This is a genomic window from Pseudoalteromonas sp. T1lg75 (assembly GCF_002964705.1).
In the GTDB taxonomy this organism is placed as follows: domain Bacteria; phylum Pseudomonadota; class Gammaproteobacteria; order Enterobacterales; family Alteromonadaceae; genus Pseudoalteromonas.
Genome location: NZ_PQCD01000022.1, coordinates 116,894 through 138,863, shown reverse-complemented (window position 1 = coordinate 138,863; position 21,970 = coordinate 116,894). Strand labels below are relative to the sequence as shown.

Annotated in this window: 18 protein-coding genes and 1 pseudogene; 8 read left to right on the top strand and 11 right to left on the bottom strand. The window is 49.0% G+C overall.

Going from position 1 to position 21,970, the window contains the following annotated elements:
- The first annotated feature begins 199 nt into the window (after positions 1 to 199).
- From C2M36_RS06000 to C2M36_RS05990, 3 genes are all read left to right on the top strand, one after another.
- Positions 200 to 1,912: an AMP-binding protein gene (locus tag C2M36_RS06000; RefSeq protein WP_105254149.1), complete on the top strand. Its 1,713-nt coding sequence runs from the start codon at positions 200 to 202 to the stop codon at positions 1,910 to 1,912.
- 425 nt (positions 1,913 to 2,337) lie between these two features.
- Positions 2,338 to 4,182: an ABC transporter ATP-binding protein gene (locus tag C2M36_RS05995; protein ID WP_105254148.1), complete on the top strand. Its 1,845-nt coding sequence runs from the start codon at positions 2,338 to 2,340 to the stop codon at positions 4,180 to 4,182.
- A 117-nt stretch (positions 4,183 to 4,299) separates the two neighbouring features.
- A complete protein-coding gene (locus tag C2M36_RS05990) occupies positions 4,300 to 4,752 on the top strand; it encodes a hypothetical protein (RefSeq protein WP_105254147.1) in 453 nt (150 codons plus the stop codon).
- A 48-nt stretch (positions 4,753 to 4,800) separates the two neighbouring features.
- Here C2M36_RS05990 and C2M36_RS05985 read toward each other — a convergent pair whose 3' ends face one another.
- From C2M36_RS05985 to lrp, 9 genes and pseudogenes are all read right to left on the bottom strand, one after another.
- Positions 4,801 to 5,850, bottom strand: coding sequence for a peptidase M42 (locus C2M36_RS05985; protein WP_105254146.1), 1,050 nt, complete (start codon positions 5,848 to 5,850; stop codon positions 4,801 to 4,803).
- 116 nt (positions 5,851 to 5,966) lie between these two features.
- Positions 5,967 to 6,353, bottom strand: a complete 387-nt coding sequence (locus tag C2M36_RS05980; RefSeq protein ID WP_105254145.1) for a hypothetical protein — start codon at positions 6,351 to 6,353, stop codon at positions 5,967 to 5,969.
- A 160-nt stretch (positions 6,354 to 6,513) separates the two neighbouring features.
- Positions 6,514 to 6,726, bottom strand: coding sequence for a hypothetical protein (locus tag C2M36_RS05975; RefSeq protein ID WP_105254144.1), 213 nt, complete (start codon positions 6,724 to 6,726; stop codon positions 6,514 to 6,516).
- A gap of 271 nt (positions 6,727 to 6,997) precedes the next feature.
- A pseudogene (gene serS, locus C2M36_RS05970) lies at positions 6,998 to 8,292 on the bottom strand (serine--tRNA ligase).
- Positions 8,293 to 8,300: 8 nt separating this feature from the next.
- Positions 8,301 to 8,684, bottom strand: coding sequence for a fluoride efflux transporter CrcB (crcB, locus tag C2M36_RS05965; protein WP_105254143.1), 384 nt, complete (start codon positions 8,682 to 8,684; stop codon positions 8,301 to 8,303).
- Complete coding sequence (locus tag C2M36_RS05960) at positions 8,671 to 9,972, bottom strand: replication-associated recombination protein A (RefSeq protein WP_105254258.1); 1,302 nt, start codon at positions 9,970 to 9,972, stop codon at positions 8,671 to 8,673. Before C2M36_RS05960 ends, crcB begins: the two co-directional genes overlap by 14 nt.
- A 46-nt stretch (positions 9,973 to 10,018) precedes the next feature.
- The gene (gene lolA / locus C2M36_RS05955) at positions 10,019 to 10,660 is read right to left on the bottom strand and encodes an outer membrane lipoprotein chaperone LolA (protein ID WP_105254142.1); all 642 of its coding nucleotides are present in this window, start codon (positions 10,658 to 10,660) and stop codon (positions 10,019 to 10,021) included.
- A 20-nt stretch (positions 10,661 to 10,680) separates the two neighbouring features.
- Positions 10,681 to 13,359: a DNA translocase FtsK gene (locus C2M36_RS05950; protein ID WP_105254141.1), complete on the bottom strand. Its 2,679-nt coding sequence runs from the start codon at positions 13,357 to 13,359 to the stop codon at positions 10,681 to 10,683.
- Positions 13,360 to 13,482: 123 nt separating this feature from the next.
- On the bottom strand, positions 13,483 to 13,965 hold the full coding sequence (lrp, locus tag C2M36_RS05945; protein WP_105254140.1) for a leucine-responsive transcriptional regulator Lrp: 483 nt from the start codon (positions 13,963 to 13,965) through the stop codon (positions 13,483 to 13,485).
- A gap of 142 nt (positions 13,966 to 14,107) precedes the next feature.
- On the opposite strand from lrp, the gene ald reads away from it, so the two are divergent.
- Positions 14,108 to 15,229, top strand: a complete 1,122-nt coding sequence (gene ald / locus C2M36_RS05940) for an alanine dehydrogenase (RefSeq protein ID WP_105254139.1) — start codon at positions 14,108 to 14,110, stop codon at positions 15,227 to 15,229.
- Between the two features lie 49 nt (positions 15,230 to 15,278).
- Here the strand turns inward: ald and pssA are convergent, their stop codons facing one another.
- Positions 15,279 to 16,604, bottom strand: coding sequence for a CDP-diacylglycerol--serine O-phosphatidyltransferase (gene pssA / locus C2M36_RS05935; protein ID WP_105254138.1), 1,326 nt, complete (start codon positions 16,602 to 16,604; stop codon positions 15,279 to 15,281).
- A 257-nt stretch (positions 16,605 to 16,861) separates the two neighbouring features.
- On the opposite strand from pssA, the gene trxB reads away from it, so the two are divergent.
- The 4 genes from trxB (at position 16,862) to infA (ending at position 19,587) form a co-directional block, all read left to right on the top strand.
- Positions 16,862 to 17,815 carry a thioredoxin-disulfide reductase gene (gene trxB / locus C2M36_RS05930; RefSeq protein ID WP_105254257.1) on the top strand — a complete coding sequence of 318 codons (954 nt, stop codon included), beginning with the start codon at positions 16,862 to 16,864 and terminating at the stop codon, positions 17,813 to 17,815.
- A gap of 42 nt (positions 17,816 to 17,857) precedes the next feature.
- Positions 17,858 to 18,589 (top strand): leucyl/phenylalanyl-tRNA--protein transferase, encoded by a 732-nt coding sequence (gene aat / locus C2M36_RS05925; protein ID WP_105254137.1) that lies wholly within the window; start codon positions 17,858 to 17,860, stop codon positions 18,587 to 18,589.
- Positions 18,567 to 19,277 (top strand): arginyltransferase, encoded by a 711-nt coding sequence (locus tag C2M36_RS05920; RefSeq protein WP_105254136.1) that lies wholly within the window; start codon positions 18,567 to 18,569, stop codon positions 19,275 to 19,277. Before aat ends, C2M36_RS05920 begins: the two co-directional genes overlap by 23 nt.
- A gap of 91 nt (positions 19,278 to 19,368) precedes the next feature.
- Positions 19,369 to 19,587, top strand: a complete 219-nt coding sequence (gene infA / locus C2M36_RS05915; RefSeq protein WP_023401681.1) for a translation initiation factor IF-1 — start codon at positions 19,369 to 19,371, stop codon at positions 19,585 to 19,587.
- A gap of 84 nt (positions 19,588 to 19,671) precedes the next feature.
- On the opposite strand, the gene clpA is transcribed toward infA, so the two are convergent.
- Positions 19,672 to 21,945: an ATP-dependent Clp protease ATP-binding subunit ClpA gene (clpA, locus tag C2M36_RS05910; protein ID WP_105254135.1), complete on the bottom strand. Its 2,274-nt coding sequence runs from the start codon at positions 21,943 to 21,945 to the stop codon at positions 19,672 to 19,674.
- Positions 21,946 to 21,970 lie beyond the last annotated feature (25 nt).

The following is a 21,970-nucleotide window of genomic DNA, read 5'->3' as shown; positions in this document are numbered from 1 at the left end:
ATTGATTTATCCTCTATTTCCTCAGTTTCCATATACCTCCCCCCGCTCTGTCCGTTTTTATTTGTCGACACCCATCTACACCTTTAGTCGCAAACAAGGCCTAAACCGTCTTTTTTGATGGAATGTGTCGACAATCTATGTTTCATTGGTTAGTAAGAATTGATTGAGATAAATTCATTTTGCGCCAAGGAGGCTAAGTATGCCCATGCATTTAAAACCGCAATTTCCTCTTACCAGCAGTGCGTATCAAGGTAGTAGCGAGGTAAGCTTAAGTGATCTCACCATAGGCGACTATCTACAGAGCGTTGTCGACACCTTCCCAGACCATGAGGCCATCGTGGTACGGCATCAAAACATTCGCTGGACCTATCGCCGTTATCTTGAAGAAATAGAGCGGGTGGCCACCGGATTGCTGGCACTTGGAGTGCAGCCCGGCGATAGAGTGGGTATTTGGTCTCCCAATAATATTGAATGGTCACTGATTCAAATGGCGACCGCCAAAATTGGCGCCATTATGGTGTGTTTAAACCCCGCTTACCGGCCCCATGAATTGGAGTTTGCTCTCAATAATGTTGAAGTGAAATTCCTGGTAATGGCACAGCAATTTAAGGCTTCTAATTACGTAGAAATGCTTTATCAACTGGCGCCGGAATTGCAAGACTCACACCACCAGGGTGCCATTGCTAAGCTGCCGTCATTAACGGGCGTCATCAGCATAGGTGAAAAAGAGCGCGCCGGCATGCTTCCCTTTTCTAAACTTCAGAACTTGGGACAAGCACAACATTATCAGCAAATGCATGACCTGGCGGGCCGATTAAGCCCGGATGACGCCATCAATATTCAGTTTACGTCTGGAACAACGGGTAACCCCAAGGGCGCAACCCTGAGTCATAGCAACATTCTCAATAACGCCCTGCTCGTTGCGCGCGCCATGCAATTTAGCGAAACCGACCGCTTGTGCATTCCTGTGCCCTTGTACCACTGTTTTGGCATGGTGCTGGGCAACCTGGTATGCGTTGCCAGTGGCGCTTGCGCCATCTATCCGAGCCCTTCGTTTGAGCCGCTTACCACCTTGCAAACCGTGGAGCAAGAGCGCTGCACCGCCCTGCATGGTGTACCGACCATGTTTATCGCCCAGCTAGAGTTACCCGAGTTCGCGCAGTTTGATCTCAGTACCCTGCGCACCGGAGTGATGGCCGGCGCCACTTGCCCGCAGGAATTAATGCGTAAGGTCCATAGCCAATTTAACATGACCCAAGTGTTGATCGGTTACGGGCAAACCGAATGCAGCCCCATTAATCATATTACGGAAATAGACTCGCCCATCGAGAAACAGGTTGAAACCGTAGGTCGCGCCATGGCCCACACCGAGGTAAAAATCATCGATGAGCGCGGCGATATCGCCGCCATCGGCACCACTGGGGAAATATGCGCCCGTGGTTATTGCGTGATGCAGGGTTATTGGGGCGATGCCACGAAAACCAAGGCCACGATAGACGAGCAAGGCTGGCTCCACTCCGGCGATCTCGGGGTTATGGACGAGCAAGGCTATGTCACCATCGTCGGACGCATTAAGGACATGATCATCCGTGGCGGCGAGAACATCTACCCGCGCGAAATTGAAGAGTTACTTTATCTGCATGACGCCATCAGCGATGCCGCCGTCTTCGGTATTCCTGATGATAAATTCGGTGAGCAAGTATGTTTGTGGCTGAAACTTAAAGACGGTCATTACCTCGACGAGCAGCAGGTGAGTGATTATCTTAAGGAGCACCTCGCTTATTTTAAAATTCCCAAGTACATAGAAATTGTCGAGGAATATCCAATGACTGTGACCGGCAAGCTACAAAAGTTCAAGATGCGTGAGCAAATGATTGAAAAGCTAAAAGCACAGCAAGCGTTAGCTGTATAAGCCCGAAGGCCCCAATACCGGGGCCTTTCTTATCTTCCAAGTATCAGTAATTAATAACCTAAGCCGCACACTGTTGCCGAATTGCCACGCGTCATGGTTGGGGTCTGTTTATCTTTGCGGTTTACTTTATGCTCAATCCAAACGCATTCTGATCACGACGCTCGTTATACAGCATAGTTATTCTATGTCAGTAACGAGCAACACAGAGCAGGATGCGTTTAGATGAACCCATAGGGCAGCGCTTGTAGAGCATTTCTACTGTGTTGTTACATGTTCATGTATATTAGTACACCACACATATGCCGCCTTGTATAAATACACTACAAGCTGCTGCAGAAACGAACAACAAAGGTCAACAGACCCTAGGCAGCTCTTTTTAAAGCCGCTACACTGCGCCATTAACGGAATTAGTTGTTTATGGTCTTATGTTTACATTTTTTGAAAAGCTAACCCGCCCTTTCCCCGAGCGCACCACGCAAGCGCCGCCCAAAGGTCTGCTGGCATTTTGTCGTTATTACACCCGAGGAATGGAATGGCCGCTGGCTGTTATGTCGACCAGTGCTGCGCTGTTAGCTGTGATTGAAGTCTCCCTGTTTAGCTTTATGGGCCAGCTGGTCGATTGGCTTAATCAGACCACCCCCGAAGAATTGTTCGCAAAAGACAGTGCTAAGCTCTGGTTTATGGGCATACTGACCCTGGTCATCCTACCCGTTTTGGTTTTTGTGCATTCTGCCGTGTTACATCAGGCCTTACTTGGTAATTACCCCATGTCGATTCGCTGGTTGGCGCACCGCTACCTGCTGCGCCAAAGCATGAGCTTTTATCAGGACGACTTTGCCGGGCGCATAGCCACCAAGGTGATGCAAACCTCCCTGGCGGTAAGGGAAACCGTGATCAAACTGCTAGATGTGGCCGTATACATACTGGTTTATTTTTCCGCTATGCTACTGTTTATTGGTCAGGCGGACTGGCGCCTAATCGCGCCCATGCTGATGTGGCTGGTAGGCTACGCCTGTATCCAACGCTATTTTATTCCTCGTTTGAAACGCGTTGCCGAGCAGCAGGCCGAGGCACGCTCGCAAATGACCGGGCGCATCGTTGACAGCTATACCAATATTTCCACAATTAAGCTCTTCTCACATTCGTCGACCGAGGAGCGCTACGCCAAGGAATCGATGGAGCTATTCCTAGACCCCGTCTATCGCCAGATGCGTTTGGCCACCGGATTACAAGTCAGTGTCCAGGTGCTCAACTATACCTTGGTGGCCATTACGGCGGCGCTGTCTATTTACCTCTGGTCTTTAAGTGCTATCAGCGTCGGCGCCATCGCAATAGCCGTAAGCCTAGCCTTGCGTCTAAACGGCATGGCTCAGTGGATCATGTGGGAAATAAGCGCCCTGTTTGAAAATATTGGTACCGTTACCGATGGCATGAGTACCCTCACTCAGCCCATCGCCATTGAAGACAAACCCGATGCCAAAGAGCTCAAGGTAACATCCGGCGCCATTAGCTTTAATGGTATCAGTTTCAACTATGGCAAGGCCCAGCAGGATGAACAGCACAGCGTTCTGGCGGGGTTAGACTTGCACATTCGCGCTGGCGAGAAAGTCGGTGTGGTTGGGCGCTCCGGCGCCGGCAAATCGACCTTGGTTAACCTCTTACTACGCTTTTATGACGTTGAGCAAGGCTCCATCAGCATCGACAATCAACCAATCGACAGCGTTACCCAGGAAAGCCTGCGCCAGCATATCGCCATGGTATCGCAGGACACCGCCCTGTTACACCGCAGTGTACGCGAAAATATCGGCTATGGCTTGGCCGATGCCAGCGACGAGCAGATCATCAATGCCGCCAAGCAAGCCAAGGCCTGGGAATTTATCGGAGAACTTGAAGACAGCAAGGGCAATAAGGGCCTGGATGCTCAGGTGGGCGAGCGTGGAGTTAAGCTCTCCGGCGGTCAGCGCCAACGTATTGCTATAGCCCGCGTGCTGCTTAAAGACGCTCCTATCTTGGTACTCGATGAGGCTACTTCCGCCCTTGACTCCGAGGTTGAAGCCGCGATTCAAGCCAGTTTAGATACCCTGATGCAGGATAAAACGGTCATTGCCATCGCCCACCGTCTATCGACCATAGCGCAAATGGATCGCCTGGTGGTGATGGATAAGGGTCACATTGTTGAACAAGGCACACACCAAGAATTGATCGCCGCCGGCGGCATTTATGCACAGCTGTGGGCGCATCAAACAGGCGGCTTCATTGGTACCGAGTAATGATTATGCGACTTACCTTATAGTGGAGCTTTACGGCAGGAATAGACAGACTCACTAACTAGGACTAGGTTTTATAGGGCCTGTTGCAATCTCGCAACTTGAAACAAGGGGCTTATTATGTATAAGAACTTACTAATAGGAGCGTTGTTTTGTGTTTTTAGTTTGATGTCTATTCAAGTCGTACACGCTGACGATCACGAACCTCCCTTCATCGGGGGCAACTACTGGGAAGTGACCGGGATCAAGATAGCAGATGGAGCTGGCTTAAAATATGCGAAGTGGTTAGCGTCCGAGTGGCGCAAAAGCTCGGATTTTGCGGTGGAACAAGGCTGGATCAGCAGCTACTCCATTGTCAAAAATGTTCATCCCAGAGCAGACGAACCCGATCTATACATAGTGCGGGTGTTTGAAAATATGGCGTCGGTCGCGGAGAATGAAAAGCGCCGAGAAGCTTACTTCGCCTGGGTTAAGAAAAGCATGGAAAAGATGCATGAAGAGAGTGGTAACCGTGCCGAGTATCGCACCATTATGAGCACCTATTTATTGCAGGAAATGAAGTTCAGGGATTAACTCACATCAAGCAGAGCTCATCGGCTGGCTCTGCTTGCCACAGCCCATCTACCCCTTTGATAATGCGTTGAGTAAGGATAAAAAGGTGTCAACGGATCCCACGGAGGCAGACTCCGCCATGGTGTGATAACCGGTCGAAGGGATCTGTATCGTGGTGCCGTCCACTAAGCCGTTTGATGCGGCGATGATCCGACCCAATTCAGTACTGCCAATGGATCTTGGCTCTTCACCCTGAGCAATTAGCTGCGCGTTCGCGGCCTCCACATACTTGTCCTTAAACAAATAGCTGATGTTCTCTTGGTCACATAGCTGTTGCACCAACTGAGTCGCGTCGCTGTTAAATACTGCGTTGGCATCTTTATTTCTTAGCACGATTTGTTGATTATCGGCCGCGGCGACATCGGGAAACGGACTGGTGTCGACCACAAACAGCCGGTTTGTTGAACCACCAAAACGGCGGAACCATTCGAGCAGATAACGCCAGCTCTTGCCTGCTTCTTCTTGTGCGGTAAAAAAAGCTGTGCCTTGGAAGCCGAGACTAAACATGTGTACCAGTGCGGCGGCACACAGCACATTGTCCAGTTGCCCATAGAGACGCTGCTCTTGTATTTTCAGCTTATCTTTAAAGGCCACAGGGGTCCCTGCGACTAAGCCTTCTAAGCCATCAATTTCGAAGATCAGGTTATTGCGATACTCGCAGACATAAGCCTTGGTGATCACCCCACTGCCGCGATAAGCACCAGACCATGGCTCGTAAGCATAGACCGGCTCATTTTGAAAACGCTCGGTGACCTTGGCCATCAGCTCTTCGGATACCGAATTATTCAATAAATCCGTGCGATTGGCAGAAATAAACGCCGCGTATTGAAACTCATTGGGGCCGGTGCAGATCAGGCCATGCCTATCGATATGGGCCGAGAACATGGTACTAAAAGGCTTACTTCCCTGGGCTACCAATAAGCCCTCATACCAGGTTACATGCGCACCACGCTCCTCTAATTCCCTTTGTAATACCCTAAAAAATGAGTGCTCAGCCCCCACCACACTGGGTTGGCGGATAATGGTTTTTAGCAAATCAATAAACTCGTTGTTTAACATAGCGGTATCTAACTCGATAAACGAAAATAAAATGGGTGTGTTATCAATAAGCGAAGCTAGTGCAGGCCGATGTGTGAGTCAATCTATTTCACGCTAGGCAATGATTTACTTTGCTATTAATTGACGTTTTCGAATTCAAACGAGGTGTAAAATGGCTGGCTGTCGGGCGTGTATGACAAGGAACTAGCCATAACATCTGCAAAACATTCGGAAAACTTGCTGCTACCCTGATGCCAGGAGTTGATCACCTGTCCCGAGGCGTCAATTTGCACCACAACCGTAAACTTGATGGGAATTGAGCTCGTTTGCCGTAAACAATGCGGAAATGCCGAAGAGGCAAGCTTGCCTTGTGCCTGAACTAAGCGCTCGGCTTCATTTTCCGACATCGAAGCCTCTATGCTATCTGCGCGGGATTTTGCCTGTTCAAAGCTAAGCTGTTCGGCCAATGCCGATGAAGAGAGGGCCACGGCCACGGGGGCCAGCAGGTAAAACGCGTATTTCATTATTGAGTCCTTTCTAATATAAAAAACTCCCCTGCTAGGGGGAGTCATTGCCTGGGTCGCTAAATAAATATTCTAGACCATGCGGGCATTTTAGCGACTTAGGTCGCTGGTGGCTTAAGGTACAATTCCTTGCTCTTACCTCGACGCCCCCTTCTCTTTTTTACGCTGCCTGTTGTGCAACCAAGAGTCGATTCAGTTTCTTAAGCTGAAAAACAGCCATTGCACCAACGACAAGACCTGCCGCACCGAGGGCGATAATGAACATGCCTCGGCTATCATTGGCGCTCGGTGTCGCCAAGAGCGTTGCCAAGCCAGAAAATGATAGTAAGAATGTGCTTAGGATCAGTAACAGCGTAGATGGGATAACTTTCATAATAATTCCTTGTTAATCGTTGTATATTTTTATTATGTGAATGCTGTACCAGGAAATAGGCATAGTGCGCCAACGTGTTTCCCTGCATATTCACTACTTCTATTGATAACAGATAGTTACAACCTTTACTAGGGTAGACTCAATCCGCCAACTTAGTTAGTAAAGTACCTTCATAGTGGTAAATTAAATAAACGCAAAAGTTTAAGGCTTAAATTCAAAGCACAAAAAAAGGCCACCACTAGGCGACCTTTTTTTATTTCTGTATCAGCGCTTATTGCGCACGAATAACGTCTAAGCCACCCATATATGGACGCAACACCTCAGGTACCACGACCGAGCCGTCGGCTTGTTGATAGTTTTCCAAGATGGCAACCAGGGTACGGCCAACGGCCAGGCCTGAGCCATTTAGGGTATGAAGAAGCTCTGGCTTCTTCTCTCCAGCACGGCGGAAACGTGCTTGCATACGGCGTGCCTGGAAATCACCCATATTGGAACAAGATGAGATCTCGCGGTAAGTGTCTTGAGCCGGCAACCATACTTCTAGGTCATAAGTTTTTGCCGCGCCGAAGCCCATGTCGCCGGTGCACAGCACTACTTTACGATACGGCAGCTCAAGAGCCTGTAGAATCTGCTCGGCGTGGCCGGTTAACTCTTCTAGAGCCTGCATTGAATCTTCCGGTTTAACCAGTTGTACCAATTCAACTTTATCAAACTGGTGCTGACGAATTAGACCACGAGTGTCACGGCCATAGCTGCCCGCCTCACTACGAAAACATGGTGTGTGTGCCGTCATGCGCACAGGTAACTGCTTTTCATCGAAGATTTCATCGCGTGCGCAGTTTGTAAGCGGTACTTCAGCGGTTGGAATTAAGCTAAAACCTGCATCATGCTCGCCCAGTTTTTCGGTGTGGAACAGATCTTCGGCAAACTTAGGCAACTGACCGGTACCGAACAGGCTGTCCTTGTTTACCAAATAAGGCACGTACATCTCGGTGTAGCCGTTTTTATCTGCATGCGTATCAAGCATAAATTGCACAAGTGCACGGTGCATACGGGCAACTTGGCCGCGCATCACGGTAAAGCGTGCGCCTGATAGTTTTAACCTGCTTCGAAATCCAAGCCTTTATCTAGTGCTTCACCAAGGTCAACATGGTCTTTCACTTCAAAATCGTAGGACTTAGGCTCGCCCCACTTACTTACCTCAACATTGTCAGCTTCATCATTACCTACTGGTACTTCTTCGGCTGGCAAGTTTGGTAAGCCTGACGCGATATCGTTTAGCTCTGCTAAAACATCGTCTTGTTCTTTTTTCGCGTTTTCTAACTCGTCACCCAGGTGCGCAACGGCATCGAGTAGCGGTTGAATATCTTCGCCCTTGGCTTTTGCCTGGCCGATGGCCTTGGAACGGGAGTTGCGCTCGCTTTGTAGTTCTTGTGTTTTTACTTGTAGTGCTTTGCGCTTTTCTTCAAGCTCGGCAAGCTTGGCAACGTCTAATTCGAAACCACGCGTTTTTAAACGTGCGGCTGTTTGCTCTACGTCCTGACGGAGATACTTTGAGTCTAACATGTGAGTTATTAACCTTTTTGCGTTGTTAGCATGAGGCCTATTGCAGCCATAAAAATACACACCCCGACATTGAGCAGGATGTTTAACGCCACTTTCAGCCACTGACCTTGCTGCATAAGCAGTAAGGTATCGAGCGAAAATGTTGAAAATGTTGTTAGCGCGCCTAAAAACCCTATGCCCAAGGTCAGGCGGTGCGGATCGGTCAGTATTTCACGATCCAAAAGGCCATATAAAACGCCCATTAACAATGAACCGAGAATATTAACTGTCAGCGTGCCAAAAGGGAATCCCTTGGACAGGAGTTTTAGCGCTAATTCATTAATACCAAAGCGCATACAGGCGCCAAGCGCACCGCCTATGGCAACCAAAAGATAGGTATTAATCGCGCCCATAGCGTTTACGCTCACTCTGTTGGTCGCGTTCCTTGAGGTATTGCAGTTTTTCGGCAATGCGCTTTTCCAAGCCCCTGTCGCTGGGGTGATAGTACTGAGTTTGCGCAATTTCAGGCGGGAAAAAATTCTCTCCGGCCGCATAAGCGCCTGGCTCATCATGGGCATAGCGGTAATCGGCACCAAAGCCCTGCTCTTTCATCAAGGCTGTGGGCGCATTGCGCAAATGCAAAGGTACGTCGAGATCGGCGGTCGCTATCGCATGTCGTTTTGCTTCGTTAAAGGCACGATATACGGCATTACTTTTTGGCGCGCTGGCAAGATAAAGAGTGGCCTGGGCGATAGCGCGTTCCCCTTCGCTTGGGCCCACACGATGATAAATATCCCAGGCGTTCAAGGCCACCTCCATGGCTTTGGGATCGGCGGTGCCAATATCTTCGGTGGCAATGGCCAATAAACGCCTGGCCACATACAGGGGATCGCCGCCAGCGGTAATAATGCGGCAATACCAATAAAGAGCCCCGTCCGGGCTTGAGCCCCGAACCGACTTATGAAAAGCAGAAATTAAATCGTAATAATGGTCTCCGCCCTTGTCATAACGGGCGACCATTTGCGGTGTGACCTGCTGCATTACCTGCTGATCGATCACCACGCCTTTAGTCGCGGCTGTATCCTTTGCACTGATGGCATAGGTAGCTGCCAACTCGAGCAGATTAAGTACGCTGCGCGCATCGCCAGAGGCCCCCTGGCACAGTTGCTCCAGGCAATCATCGGCAATGCTGATATGAGCATTTTTCAGCTCATCATCCTGCGTCAGGGCCTGATTGACCACGGCCTTTAGCTCATCCAGGTTGAGTTTTTTTAAGGTGTATACCCGAGCTCTGGATAGCACCGCATTATTGAGTGCAAAAGACGGGTTTTCAGTCGTGGCACCGATAAAGATAAAGGTGCCGTTTTCCACATAAGGCAACAGGGCATCTTGTTGGGATTTATTGAAACGATGTACTTCGTCCACAAACAACAGACTGCGACGCCCTTGTTGCAAGCTGAGCTGAGCCTGCTCGACCGCTTCACGTATATCCTTTACCCCGGCGGTCACCGCCGATAAGGTGATAAATTCGGCATCGCAGTGATGGGCAATAATATGTGCCAAGGTGGTTTTTCCTACTCCCGGCGGCCCCCATAAGATCAGGCTGTGGCAATGGCCAGAGGTAATGGCACGATAAAGGGGTTGCTCGGGGCCAAGAATGTGGCTTTGGCCTATGTATTGCTGCAGGGACGTTGGCCGCATGCGCGCCGCCAGTGGGCGCACATCGGGGGCAAAGTCGAGGGAAAAACTATTCGCCACTTAACTGGCTTCCTCGCGGCTCTCGTTGGTCATCGATAAAGACCTGCTCAGGGATGGTAAATTCAAAACGTTCATCATCGATGTCGCCGTTGATTTTAGCATCCTCAAACTGAAACTTAGAGCGTTGCCCAGACTGATCAATTACTTCCAAGGCGGAGATCTGCTCTTGCTCGTTAAAATACAGGCTCAGCTGCTCTACCTGTCCCTGCTCTTTACTGACTGGCTTAACGGCGAATCCCTGCTCTATGGCGGTAATGGTAAATTTCTGCCACAGCTGCTCATCGTCCGTGGTCAATAAAATGAATGGCGTATTATCGATGAGCTTGGTCGTATCAAGCAGGGTTACCTGCTCGGCAAAGGGGTCATAGTAGTAGCTGTCAACACCGTTAGACACAAACAAGGTTTCATCCGGCGTTTGTTGTTGCCAGCGAATTTTACGTGGTTGTTCTAATTGCAGTTGGCCCTGGCTTTGACTCACCAGTTCACCCTCGGGATCAAAAACCTGCTGCGAGAATTCGCTGCTTAGCGAATTGAGTGTCGCGAGTTTTGCTTTGAGCGCCTTGGCATCATCGGCCAATGCATGTGTCGCTGTCAGGGAAAAAAGCACAGCGGACATAAAAATACGTTTCATACTACCTCCATTACAGGCAATTAATTGGCGTTATTCTTCACCAATACTTCTCGGGAGCCATTATGTCCCGGCGGGCTTACTAGCCCGGAAATTTCCATTTGCTCAACCAATCGTGCGGCGCGGTTATAGCCAACGCGTAGTTTACGTTGCACGCTGGAAACCGATACGCGACCACTTTCGATAACAAAGGCCACGGCTTCATCATAAAGCGGATCGGCCTCGCCATCTTCGTCCTCTGGCGTTTCGCCGGGTAATAATACATCTTCCACCGCATCACCATTGAGGATTTCTTCCACATAATTGGGTTTGCCTCGCGCCTTCCAGTCGTTCACCACCGCATGCACCTCGTGGTCATCAACAAAAGCGCCATGCACACGAATAGGTACGCTGGTGCCCGGCGGCAGATAGAGCATATCACCCATACCCAGCAGGTGTTCAGCTCCTTGCTGGTCGAGTATGGTGCGTGAGTCGATTTTAGACGACACCTGGAACGCCATACGGGTTGGGATATTCGCCTTAATCAAGCCGGTAATTACATCAACCGAGGGTCGCTGCGTAGCCAGCACCAGGTGGATACCTGCGGCTCGGGCCTTTTGCGCGATACGGGCAATCAGCTCTTCCACCTTTTTACCAACAATCATCATCATGTCGGCGAATTCATCGATCACCACTACGATACTTGGCAACTTATCAAGCTCTTGCGGGCCATCGGCCATGCCATCTGTGTCTTTGAACAGCGGGTCGAGAATTGGTTCCCCTGCCGCTTTGGCATCGAGAACCTTTTGGTTGTAACCCTTAAGGTTACGCACCCCAAGCGCCGACATCAGCTTGTAGCGGCGCTCCATTTCCCCCACACACCAGCGCAGGGCATTGGCCGCCTCTTTCATATCCGTGACCACTTCACACAGAAGGTGTGGGATCCCTTCGTACACCGACAGCTCAAGCATCTTCGGGTCAATCATGATAAGACGCACATCTTCTGGCGGCGACTTATACAGCAAGCTTAAGATCATCACATTAACGCCCACTGACTTACCGGAACCTGTGGTACCGGCCACAAGCAGGTGTGGCATTTTAGCCAGATCGGCGACCACCGGCTGGCCGGCAATGTCCTTACCCAGCACCATAGTCAAAGGTGATTTATTTTGTTCGAATTTTGGTGCGTTAATCACCTCTGACAGACGTACCACTTCACGGTGTTTATTTGGCAATTCCAGACCAACATAGGTTTTACCTGGGATCACCTCAACCACGCGAACACTGACCGCGGATAATGAACGAGCCAGGTCTTTGGCAAGGCCGGAAATCTTCGCCACTTTTACGCCCGGCGCTAAATCCAATTCAAAGCGGGTAACCACGGGGCCCGGGTACACACCGACAACCGCGGCCTGAACACCAAAGTCCTGTAGCTTGGCTTCGACCAAGCGCGACACCGCCTCAAGCTCTTCTTCAGAAATCGGATTCTTTTGTTTATCCGGACGGTCAAGTAAATCAAGCGAAGGCAAAGGCGCCATGGGTGGCTGTTCGGCCATCAGTTGGTCAAACTTTTCTTTCGCCGACAGTGGCTTGTTATTTACTGGAGTGGAGGCTGACGACTGATGTGTCTGTCGCGGTGCACCGCTCGTTATTGTGTGTGTTTGCGCTTGAGGTGCGACCTTTGGCGCCGCCTGCGACTGAGTTTTCGCTAACGGCTGCTCGCGGTCTAATTCGTTTAATGCATCGACGGTGTCAAAACCTTCATCATCGATGGCACTGAAGGCCATTTCATCGGCAAAGATATCATCGAGTTCATCTAACGCGGCATGCTGACGCCCAGGCTGATTATTAACCTGAACGCTTTGGGTCTTTTGTTCGGCTGAGGCGCGCTGTGCGGTATCTAAATCGCCAATAAAGGCTGGCTCTTCCTTTGCCTCGGACTGAGGCTCGGGTGCAAACATGGCCGCCGCCTTATCCAGGAGCGAGGCCGCTTTTTGTTTGGCGGTATTTTTGTCTTCTAAGTCCGAGCTTAATTCTTTATCTGCATTAACCTCTTCAATCATGGCCACTTCGGATGCACTGCCTTCAATGGCAGGCTGTAATTCGGCTTGATCGTATTCCTCTTGCCACTGGCCACGTTTACGTTGCAACCAATTCCAAAGCCATAGCACGGCCTTCATGACATAGGCGCCCAAGGCGTCAACAAACTGCACCCAGGAAATACCGGTTAACAGGGTTAGACCAGCGAAAAAGAAACACAATAAAAGAATGGAGGTGCCAGTAAAATTAAAGGCGGGCATCATGGCGCCGGCGATTACATCCCCTACTACCCCACCGGAAGAAAAATAAAAAATATCGTCAAAATTAACCGAACTGATTGCTGTGGCGCTAAGCACAAACAATACCAGGCCAATAAGGCGCAAAGCTAAGGTGATATAGTCTAGACGTAACACCTGGTGTGGACGTTTAAAGGCAAAATAACCAAATAACTGTACGCCGGCGGGCACTAAAAATGCCAACCAGCCAAAACTAAAGAGAAGAATATCGGCTAACCAGGCCCCTGCGGTGCCGGTAATGTTTTTTACATCGACAAATTCGCCGGTTTGCGACCACGAGGGGTCGGCAGGATCGAAACTGATGAGTGCGCATAATATAAAAATGGCAAAGGCGGTGCTAATGATTAAGCCCGTCTCAAGCAGTCTTTGTACACCATTTAGGCGCATATTCCATTATCCTTATTATTTATCTAGGTACTTCAGCGCAATACCCTTACCTTACCAATTCTAAGCACAAGATGCACTGGGTTTATAATCAGTGATTGCAAATCCAACCTAGGCTTTACGCCTCTATTGGGGCACCTGGGGGCGGATGATCAAGGCCTCTTCGCCTTTCACCTCCTCCATCACCACATAGGTCCGGCTCTCGCTGATGTTTGGCAACTTTAAAAGTATGTCGCCAAGCACCTGGCGGTATTCAGACATATCCGTTACCCGTGTCTTCAGCAGGAAATCAAAATTACCGGACACTAAATGACATTCGACTATTTCATCGTGCTTTTTAACCGCCTGATTAAATTCGTCAAACACATCCGGGGAGGTCTTGGTAATAGTCACCTCAACATACACCAATAAGCCCTGCCCGAGTTTGGCGGGGTCAACCACCGCCTTATAGCCACGGATATACCCCTCGCGTTCCAGCTTTTTTACTCGCTCTAAACACGGAGTCGCACTCAAGCCAATGCGCTTGGCCAGTTCAACGTTAGAAATACGGCCATCGCGCTGTAATTCGACTAAAATTTTACGGTCGATTCTATCGAGTTGTTGATGCATATTTGATAATAGTTAATTGCACTGAATTTAGAATTAATAAAGTTTAATACACTGGCTTCGGATTGCAAAACAGTGAGACACACTATTTGGCCATATGTACAATAGTGAAAAATTTTTCCGTTCAAAAAAGGTATAGTTACTTATGATTATCGGTGTACCAAAAGAGATTAAAAACCACGAGTACCGTGTGGGCATGATCCCAGCGAGCGCGCGCGAGCTGATCAACCACGGTCACGAAGTGATCGTTGAAACCAACGCGGGCTTAGGTATTGGCTTTACCGACGAAGACTATATTGAAGTTGGCGCTAAAATCTTGCCAACTGCAGCTGAGATTTTTGCTCAAGCTGAAATGATCATCAAAGTAAAAGAGCCGCAAGCCGTTGAGCGTGCGATGCTACGTAAAGATCAAATCCTATTCACTTACCTGCACCTAGCACCGGATCTTCCGCAAACAGAAGACCTAGTGAAAAGTGGCGCTATCTGTATCGCTTACGAAACAGTAACCGACGCTAAAGGCGGTCTACCGCTACTAGCACCTATGTCAGAAGTAGCTGGCCGTATGTCAATCCAAGCCGGTGCTCAGGCGCTAGAAAAGTCTAAGCAAGGTCTTGGTATGCTTCTTGGTGGCGTTCCTGGTGTTGAGCCTGCGAAGGTTGTAGTTATTGGTGGTGGTATGGTTGGTCGTAACGCAGCACAAATGGCTGTAGGCCTAGGTGCTGACGTAACCATTCTTGACCGTAACATCGACGTACTACGCAGCCTAAACGCTCAGTTCGGTTCACTGGCTAAAGTTGTTTACTCGACTGCTGACGCGCTTGAGAAGCACGTTATTGATGCCGACCTAGTTATCGGTGGCGTACTTATCCCTGGTGCTGCCGCGCCTAAGCTAGTGACTGCCGAGCACATCAAAGCGATGAAGCCAGGTGCCGCTATCGTTGACGTCGCAATCGACCAAGGTGGTTGTATCGCTACTTCTAAGCCGACTACGCACGATGAGCCTACCTACATCGTTGATGACGTTGTTCACTACTGTGTTGCTAACATGCCAGGCGCTGTGCCACGTACTTCTACGTTCGCGCTTAACAACGCAACATTGCCTTACATCATCAAGCTAGCGAACAAGGGCTACAAGCAAGCGCTACTTGAAGACAAGCATTTCCTGGAAGGCTTGAACGTGATCAAGGGTAAGGTAACTTACAAAGAAGTAGCAGAAGCGTTCAACATGGAATATGTTGACCCACGCACTGCCGTTGAAACACTATAATTTATAATTAGTGTTCACAAAAAACCCGCCAATTGGCGGGTTTTTTATTTTAAATAAAGCGTTTAATAATAAAGTCGACCTTTACCCGTTTGGCCTGCCCCAATATCTTTTGCACCGGCTCTGGGTAATCGCTTAGTTGCTCAAGCTCGGTGTAGCTTTGCAAGCGCGTACAATGCGCCATGATAGCCGCTTTTTCTTGCGCCACCGCATCGCTGATTTGCCCTTTTTTATCATCGATAAAAATGCCATTTTCGATGTCCAGCCCCCAGGCTCTGGGATTAAGGTTATGGCCGCTCAGCAGATGATAGCGGTTATCCGAACAAATACCCTTGAGGTGAAACGAGTTATTATCGTGCTTCCACAAGTACACATTCAGGTTGCCGGCCTCTACATAACGCTGCTGCGTTTTTAAAAATTTAGCCAAAATGGTTTCGTATAAGTATGGCAGCGCCCCGACCTTGGAAAACTTCTCCTCGGGTGGAATATAGAAATCATTGGCGGTTTTATCGCCAACGACTATGGTGATCTGCTTACCTTGGCGTAAAAGTCTGCGCAAAGCGCGTAACAGAGGCGTCGGGAAATTAAAATAAGGGGTGTAAAGTACCAATTCCTGCTCGGTGATATCGAATAGCTGCTTTATCAGACGATTGAGCTTGTTATTTCTGCGCCCTAAGCCGATGAAGGGTCGCACCGTTAAGTCGCCCTCGTCTTCATTGTTGGCAAGCGCATAGCTGGCTTTTTTGAGTGCCTTAACGAGTTGACGATGAGCCCCCTTGATATCGATAAATTTGGGGATGGGTCTGGTATCAAGACGCGGCACTGCTTCGCTGGCGAGCAAGGTGCTTTCGGTAAATTCGACAAAGGCATCACATAGCTGTGGTTGGCGTACCAAGAAATAACGGTCGAGGCGATATTTATCGAAGTACTGCAGGTAGACATTGTTAAGGCTGGCACCGCTGTATAATAAGGTATCGTCAATAACAAAACCTTTTAGGTGAAGTACACCAAATAACTCTTTTGCCTTGACTGGCACACCGTAAACCTGAACATTGGATTGATGTTCTTCAAGCGCCTGAAGATAGAGCGCGGCGTTTCCTTCACTGGCCGCGGCGCCAATAAGACCTCGTTGGGCACGATGAAAATCGACCAGTACCTTTACTTCTAATTCAGGGTTATTACGCGAGGCTGTGTGCAGGGCCGCCAGAATTTCACGTCCCGCTTCATCATCTTGCAAATATAACGCAGTGATGTAGATACGGCGTTTCGCATTTGCGATCAGCTCAAGTAGCTTGGTTCGATAGCTTTTTGCATCAAGTAGTATGTCTATATCTTGTTGTTCGAGGCCATAGCCTGCTTGATGTTGCCAAAAATACATAAGGCCCTTATTTTTCTGCTTCGCCGCCGGCTTGGCGCTGTTGGCGAGTTTTTATTTGCCTAGAACATAGCAAAAAAAATATCTAAGGTCATGAAATAACGTTTAGGCCGTCGCTATTTGCTGGTTAATCACACAGTACAGTTATTTTGACAGCTTAAGTATTTAAGCAAATGGAAAATTCGTAATTTTGTTTACATATGGATTGTTTTTCTTAGAATCACCCGCATAACCTAATTCTATAAATTCATTTGAGAAGTATTATGAGCGCCAAACACTGTAAATTACTTATTCTTGGCTCAGGCCCTGCAGGCTACACAGCCGCCGTTTATGCTGCCCGTGCAAACCTAAACCCGGTATTGGTTACCGGTATTCAGCAAGGCGGTCAGTTGACCACCACTACCGAAGTTGAAAACTGGCCTGGTGACGCCCACGGTTTGACCGGCCCGGCGCTGATGGAACGCATGAAAGAGCACGCCGAACGCTTTGAAACTGAAATCGTGTTTGATCACATCAACGAAGTGAATCTTAATGTGCGCCCATTCGAACTCAAAGGCGACAGCGGCACTTACACCGCCGATGCTTTAATCATCGCCACCGGTGCGTCGGCTAAGTATCTGGGTCTAGAATCAGAAACCGCATTCCAGGGCCGTGGTGTGTCTGCCTGTGCTACCTGTGACGGCTTCTTCTATAAGAACCAGAAAGTAGCGGTTGTCGGTGGTGGTAATACCGCCGTTGAAGAAGCGCTTTACCTGTCGAACATCGCCTCCGAAGTACATGTTATTCACCGTCGCGACAGTTTCCGCAGTGAGAAAATTCTATCGGATCGCCTGATCGAAAAAGCCGAGAACGGTAACGTTACTATTCACTGGAACCGTACGCTAGACGAAGTATTGGGTGATGATATGGGCGTAACCGGCCTGCGCATGAAAGACAGCCATTCCGATGCAACGGAAGAGCTTGATTTAGCTGGTGTGTTTATTGCTATCGGTCATAAGCCAAACACCGACATGTTCCAAGGCCAATTGGAAATGAAAGACGGTTACCTAGTGGTTGAGTCTGGTCTTAACGGTAATGCCACACAAACCAGCATCGAAGGCGTATTTGCTGCCGGTGACGTATCGGATCATATCTACCGTCAGGCCATTACCTCGGCCGGTACAGGTTGTATGGCGGCACTTGATGCCGAACGTTACTTAGATAACCTTAAGTAATATAAATGGGGTTTAGGGTTAAGACCTTAAACCCCAGCTTTTATGACTCAATATTTGCATTACCTTGGCAGCGTCGCCGAAGGTTTCCCCGACCCCGACACCGCCCTGACCCAACCCGATGGTTTACTTGCCATAGGCGGATGTTTATCGCTTGCACGCCTGCAACAGGCCTATCAACAAGGTATTTTTCCCTGGTACAGTGAAGGTGAGCCGCTCATGTGGTGGTCGCCAAGTGAGCGCGCCATCATAGAGCTGGATGAGTTTCATGTCAGTCGCAGCCTTAAAAAGGCAGCACGTCGCCTCAACACCCGAGTGACCATCAATACCTGTTTTGCCGATGTCATACATGCCTGCAAGATGCAGCGCCAAGACACCGAAGGCACCTGGATCACCGATGCCATGGAGCAAGCCTATATTCACGCCCATGAAAACGGCTTGGCACACAGTGTTGAAATATGGCAAGGCGATAGCCTGGTTGGTGGCTTGTATGGGATTATGCAATCACGGGTTTTCTGTGGTGAGTCGATGTTCTTTCGTGTGCCGGAGTGCTCCAAGCTCGCCATGTTGGCGCTGGTTGAATTACTCAAGGCCAATAATGGCGCCTTTATCGATTGTCAGCTAATGAATCCCTACCTTGCGCAATTAGGGGCAAAGGCGCTGTCACGCCAGCAATTTTTGACTAAACTAAAGGAAAGTAACCATCAGTCGATAGACTTGTCGTTTTGGCAAGCTCGGCAGTTAGAGACTCCTTATGACGCAACACCTTCCGATTAAAATCGGCCTAAGTCAGCGTTTTCCTTGTAGCTACTTGGCCGCTCAGGAAGAGCAATTACTGGTTATACTAGACCCAATTTGTTACAGTCCAAACGGATTTGAAGCCCTATTAAAACAAGGTTTTAGACGCAGTGGCGAGCAGATTTACCGGCCTCATTGTCCCACCTGCAATGCCTGTCAGGCGGTGCGGGTGTTAGCGCCCCATTATACGCCAAGCCGCTCACAAAAACGCCTCATAGCCAAGGCCAAAGACTTCCATGTTCGCATCAGTAAACGTGAAAAAGCCGACTATTATCCTTTGTACGAACGCTACATTAATGCCCGCCATAGCGACGGCACCATGTATCCGCCGCAGCGCTCACAATTTGACAGCTTTTTGTTTTGTCACTGGATGGATATCGACTTTATTGAACTTTGGGACAGAGACAAACTGATCGCCGTAGCGGTGACCGATGTGATGGCCCATTCATTATCGGCCATTTATACCTTTTTCGATCCGGATTATGAGCAATTGAGTCTTGGTAGTTTGATGATCATTAAACAGATCCAATTGGCCGCCGATTGGGGCAAGCGCTACCTGTATCTTGGCTATCAAATAGACCAATGTCGCAAGATGCGATACAAGCTACAGTACTTACCAGCACAACAACTGCGCAATAATCATTGGGAAGATGTAATTTGCCTGTAAAATCGACAAATTCAGTGCCTTGGCTTTACTTATCCGTTGCTTTTCGGCACAATCCCATGCGTTTAACTATCACAGAGGTGTTACGCTAGATATGGCGAAAGAAGACGTAATTGAAATGCAAGGTACGGTACTAGAAACCTTGCCTAATACAATGTTCCGTGTAGAGCTTGAGAATGGTCACGTGGTTGTGGCTCACATTTCCGGTAAAATGCGTAAAAACTACATTCGTATTTTAACTGGCGATAAAGTAACAGTGGAACTTACGCCTTACGATCTATCAAAAGGCCGTATCGTTTTCCGTGCTCGTTAATATGCGTGCACGCTAAGCCGATTTAGCAAAAAGCCCAGCAAATGCTGGGCTTTTTGTTATCTGATTTAACCTAACGACAAATCGTTAGGCTGGGCTTAATTGAGCCGCATAGGTGAAAGCCAAGCGATCATCGTCGGTATCAAGATCGACCTGAACATCGCCACCATCGACCAGACTGCCAAAGAGAATTTCATTGGCCAACGGTTTTTTCAATTGCTCCTGAATAACCCGTGCCATAGGACGTGCGCCCATCGCCTTGTCATAGCCTTTTTCTGCCAGCCAGCGACGAGCAGCTTCACTCAACTCCAAATTAACCGACTTTTTATCAAGCTGAGCTTGCAGTTCAACCAGGAATTTATCCACCACCTGCAAGATAACGTTACTATCCAAGTGATTGAACCAGATAATGTTATCAAGACGGTTTCTAAATTCAGGTGAAAACACCTTGTTGATCTCGCTCATGGCATCAAACGAGGAATCTTGATCGGCAAAGCCGATGCTGTTTTTCACCGTTTCCTGCACCCCGGCATTGGTGGTTAATACCAGTACCACATTACGGAAGTCGGCCTTACGGCCATTGTTATCCGTCAGTGTACCGTGGTCCATCACCTGCAACAGGATGTTGTAAATATCACTGTGCGCCTTTTCGATTTCATCGAGTAAGACCACCGCGTGAGGATGCTTGATCACCGCATCGGTCAACAAACCACCCTGCTCATACCCCACATAACCCGGAGGCGCGCCGATCAAACGGCTGATAGCATGGCGTTCCATGTATTCGGACATATCGAAGCGTAAAAACTCGATACCCATGCATTTGGCCAGTTGCTTGGTGACCTCGGTTTTACCCACTCCGGTAGGACCGGCGAACAGGAATGAACCGACCGGCTTGTCTTCATTGGCTAACCCCGAGCGGGATAAGCGAATGGCCGATGACAGCGCGTCGATAGACTGGTCCTGACCAAACACCAACATCTTGAGGTTGCGGTCCAGATTCTTCAACACTTCCTTATCGGACGAAGACACGCTTTGCTGTGGAATACGGGCAATCTTAGCGATAATTTGCTCAATATCGGCCACATTGATGGTTTTCTTACGCTTGGACACTGGCTGCAAGCGCTGATTGGCGCCGGCTTCATCGATCACGTCGATGGCCTTGTCCGGTAAATGACGCTCGTTAATATACTTGGCACTTAATTCGGCCGCCGCGCGCAGTGCTTTTTGCGTATAGCGAATGCCGTGGTGCTCTTCGTAGCGCTCTTTTAAACCGTTAAGAATTTTCGTGGTGTCATCGACACTCGGCTCATTGATGTCGATTTTCTGGAATCGACGCACCAAGGCACGGTCTTTTTCGAAAATATTCTTAAATTCGTTATAGGTGGTCGAGCCCATACAGCGTAACTGGCCACTTGATAACAAAGGTTTGATCAGGTTCGAGGCATCCATCACCCCGCCCGAGGCTGCTCCGGCTCCGATAATGGTGTGAATTTCATCGATAAAGAGAATGGCTCCCGGTTGCTGTTGCAACTGTTTAAGCAGGCTCTTTAAGCGTTTTTCAAAATCACCGCGGTATTTGGTGCCGGCTAACAAGGCACCCATATCCAGCGAGTACACCACGCCATCGGCGATAACTTCGGGTACCTCGTTATTCACGATACGATACGCAAGCCCCTCGGCGATGGCGGTTTTACCCACCCCGGCTTCACCCACCAGTAAGGGGTTATTCTTTTTACGACGACACAACACCTGCACCGTACGCTCGACTTCCTGATCGCGACCAATAAGTGGATCAACGGAACCCTTTTGCGCCTCGACGTTGAGGTTAGTCGTGTACTTATCAAGTATATTTTGCTCTTCGCTGGCGTCGCCGACCAACTCTTCGGAAATTTCCTCATGGTCGTCGATATGTTCATTCTCATCATCGGCGCGTGAAATGCCGTGGGAGATGAAGTTGACGATATCAAGACGGTTTACGTCATGCTTTTTAAGTAAATAAACGGCCTGACTTTCTTGTTCAGAGAAAATAGCCACGAGCACGTTAACGCCGGTTACTTCACTTTTACCGGACGACTGCACATGAAACACGGCGCGCTGTAACACACGTTGAAAACCCAAGGTTGGCTGAGTCTCGCGTTCTTGCTCAAGGTCGGATATAACCGGCGTGGTTTCATCGATAAATTCAGACAACTCGGTACGCAACAGAGCCAGGTCCGAACCGCAAGCGATTAAGGCCTCGTTGGCCGATGGGTTATCCAATAGCGCCAGCAATAAATGCTCGACCGTCATAAATTCATGACGACGGGTGCGGGCTTCTTTAAACGCATCGTTTAAAGTAATTTCAAGATCTTTATTTAGCATTGGCAACCCCCAAAACTGAAAAACT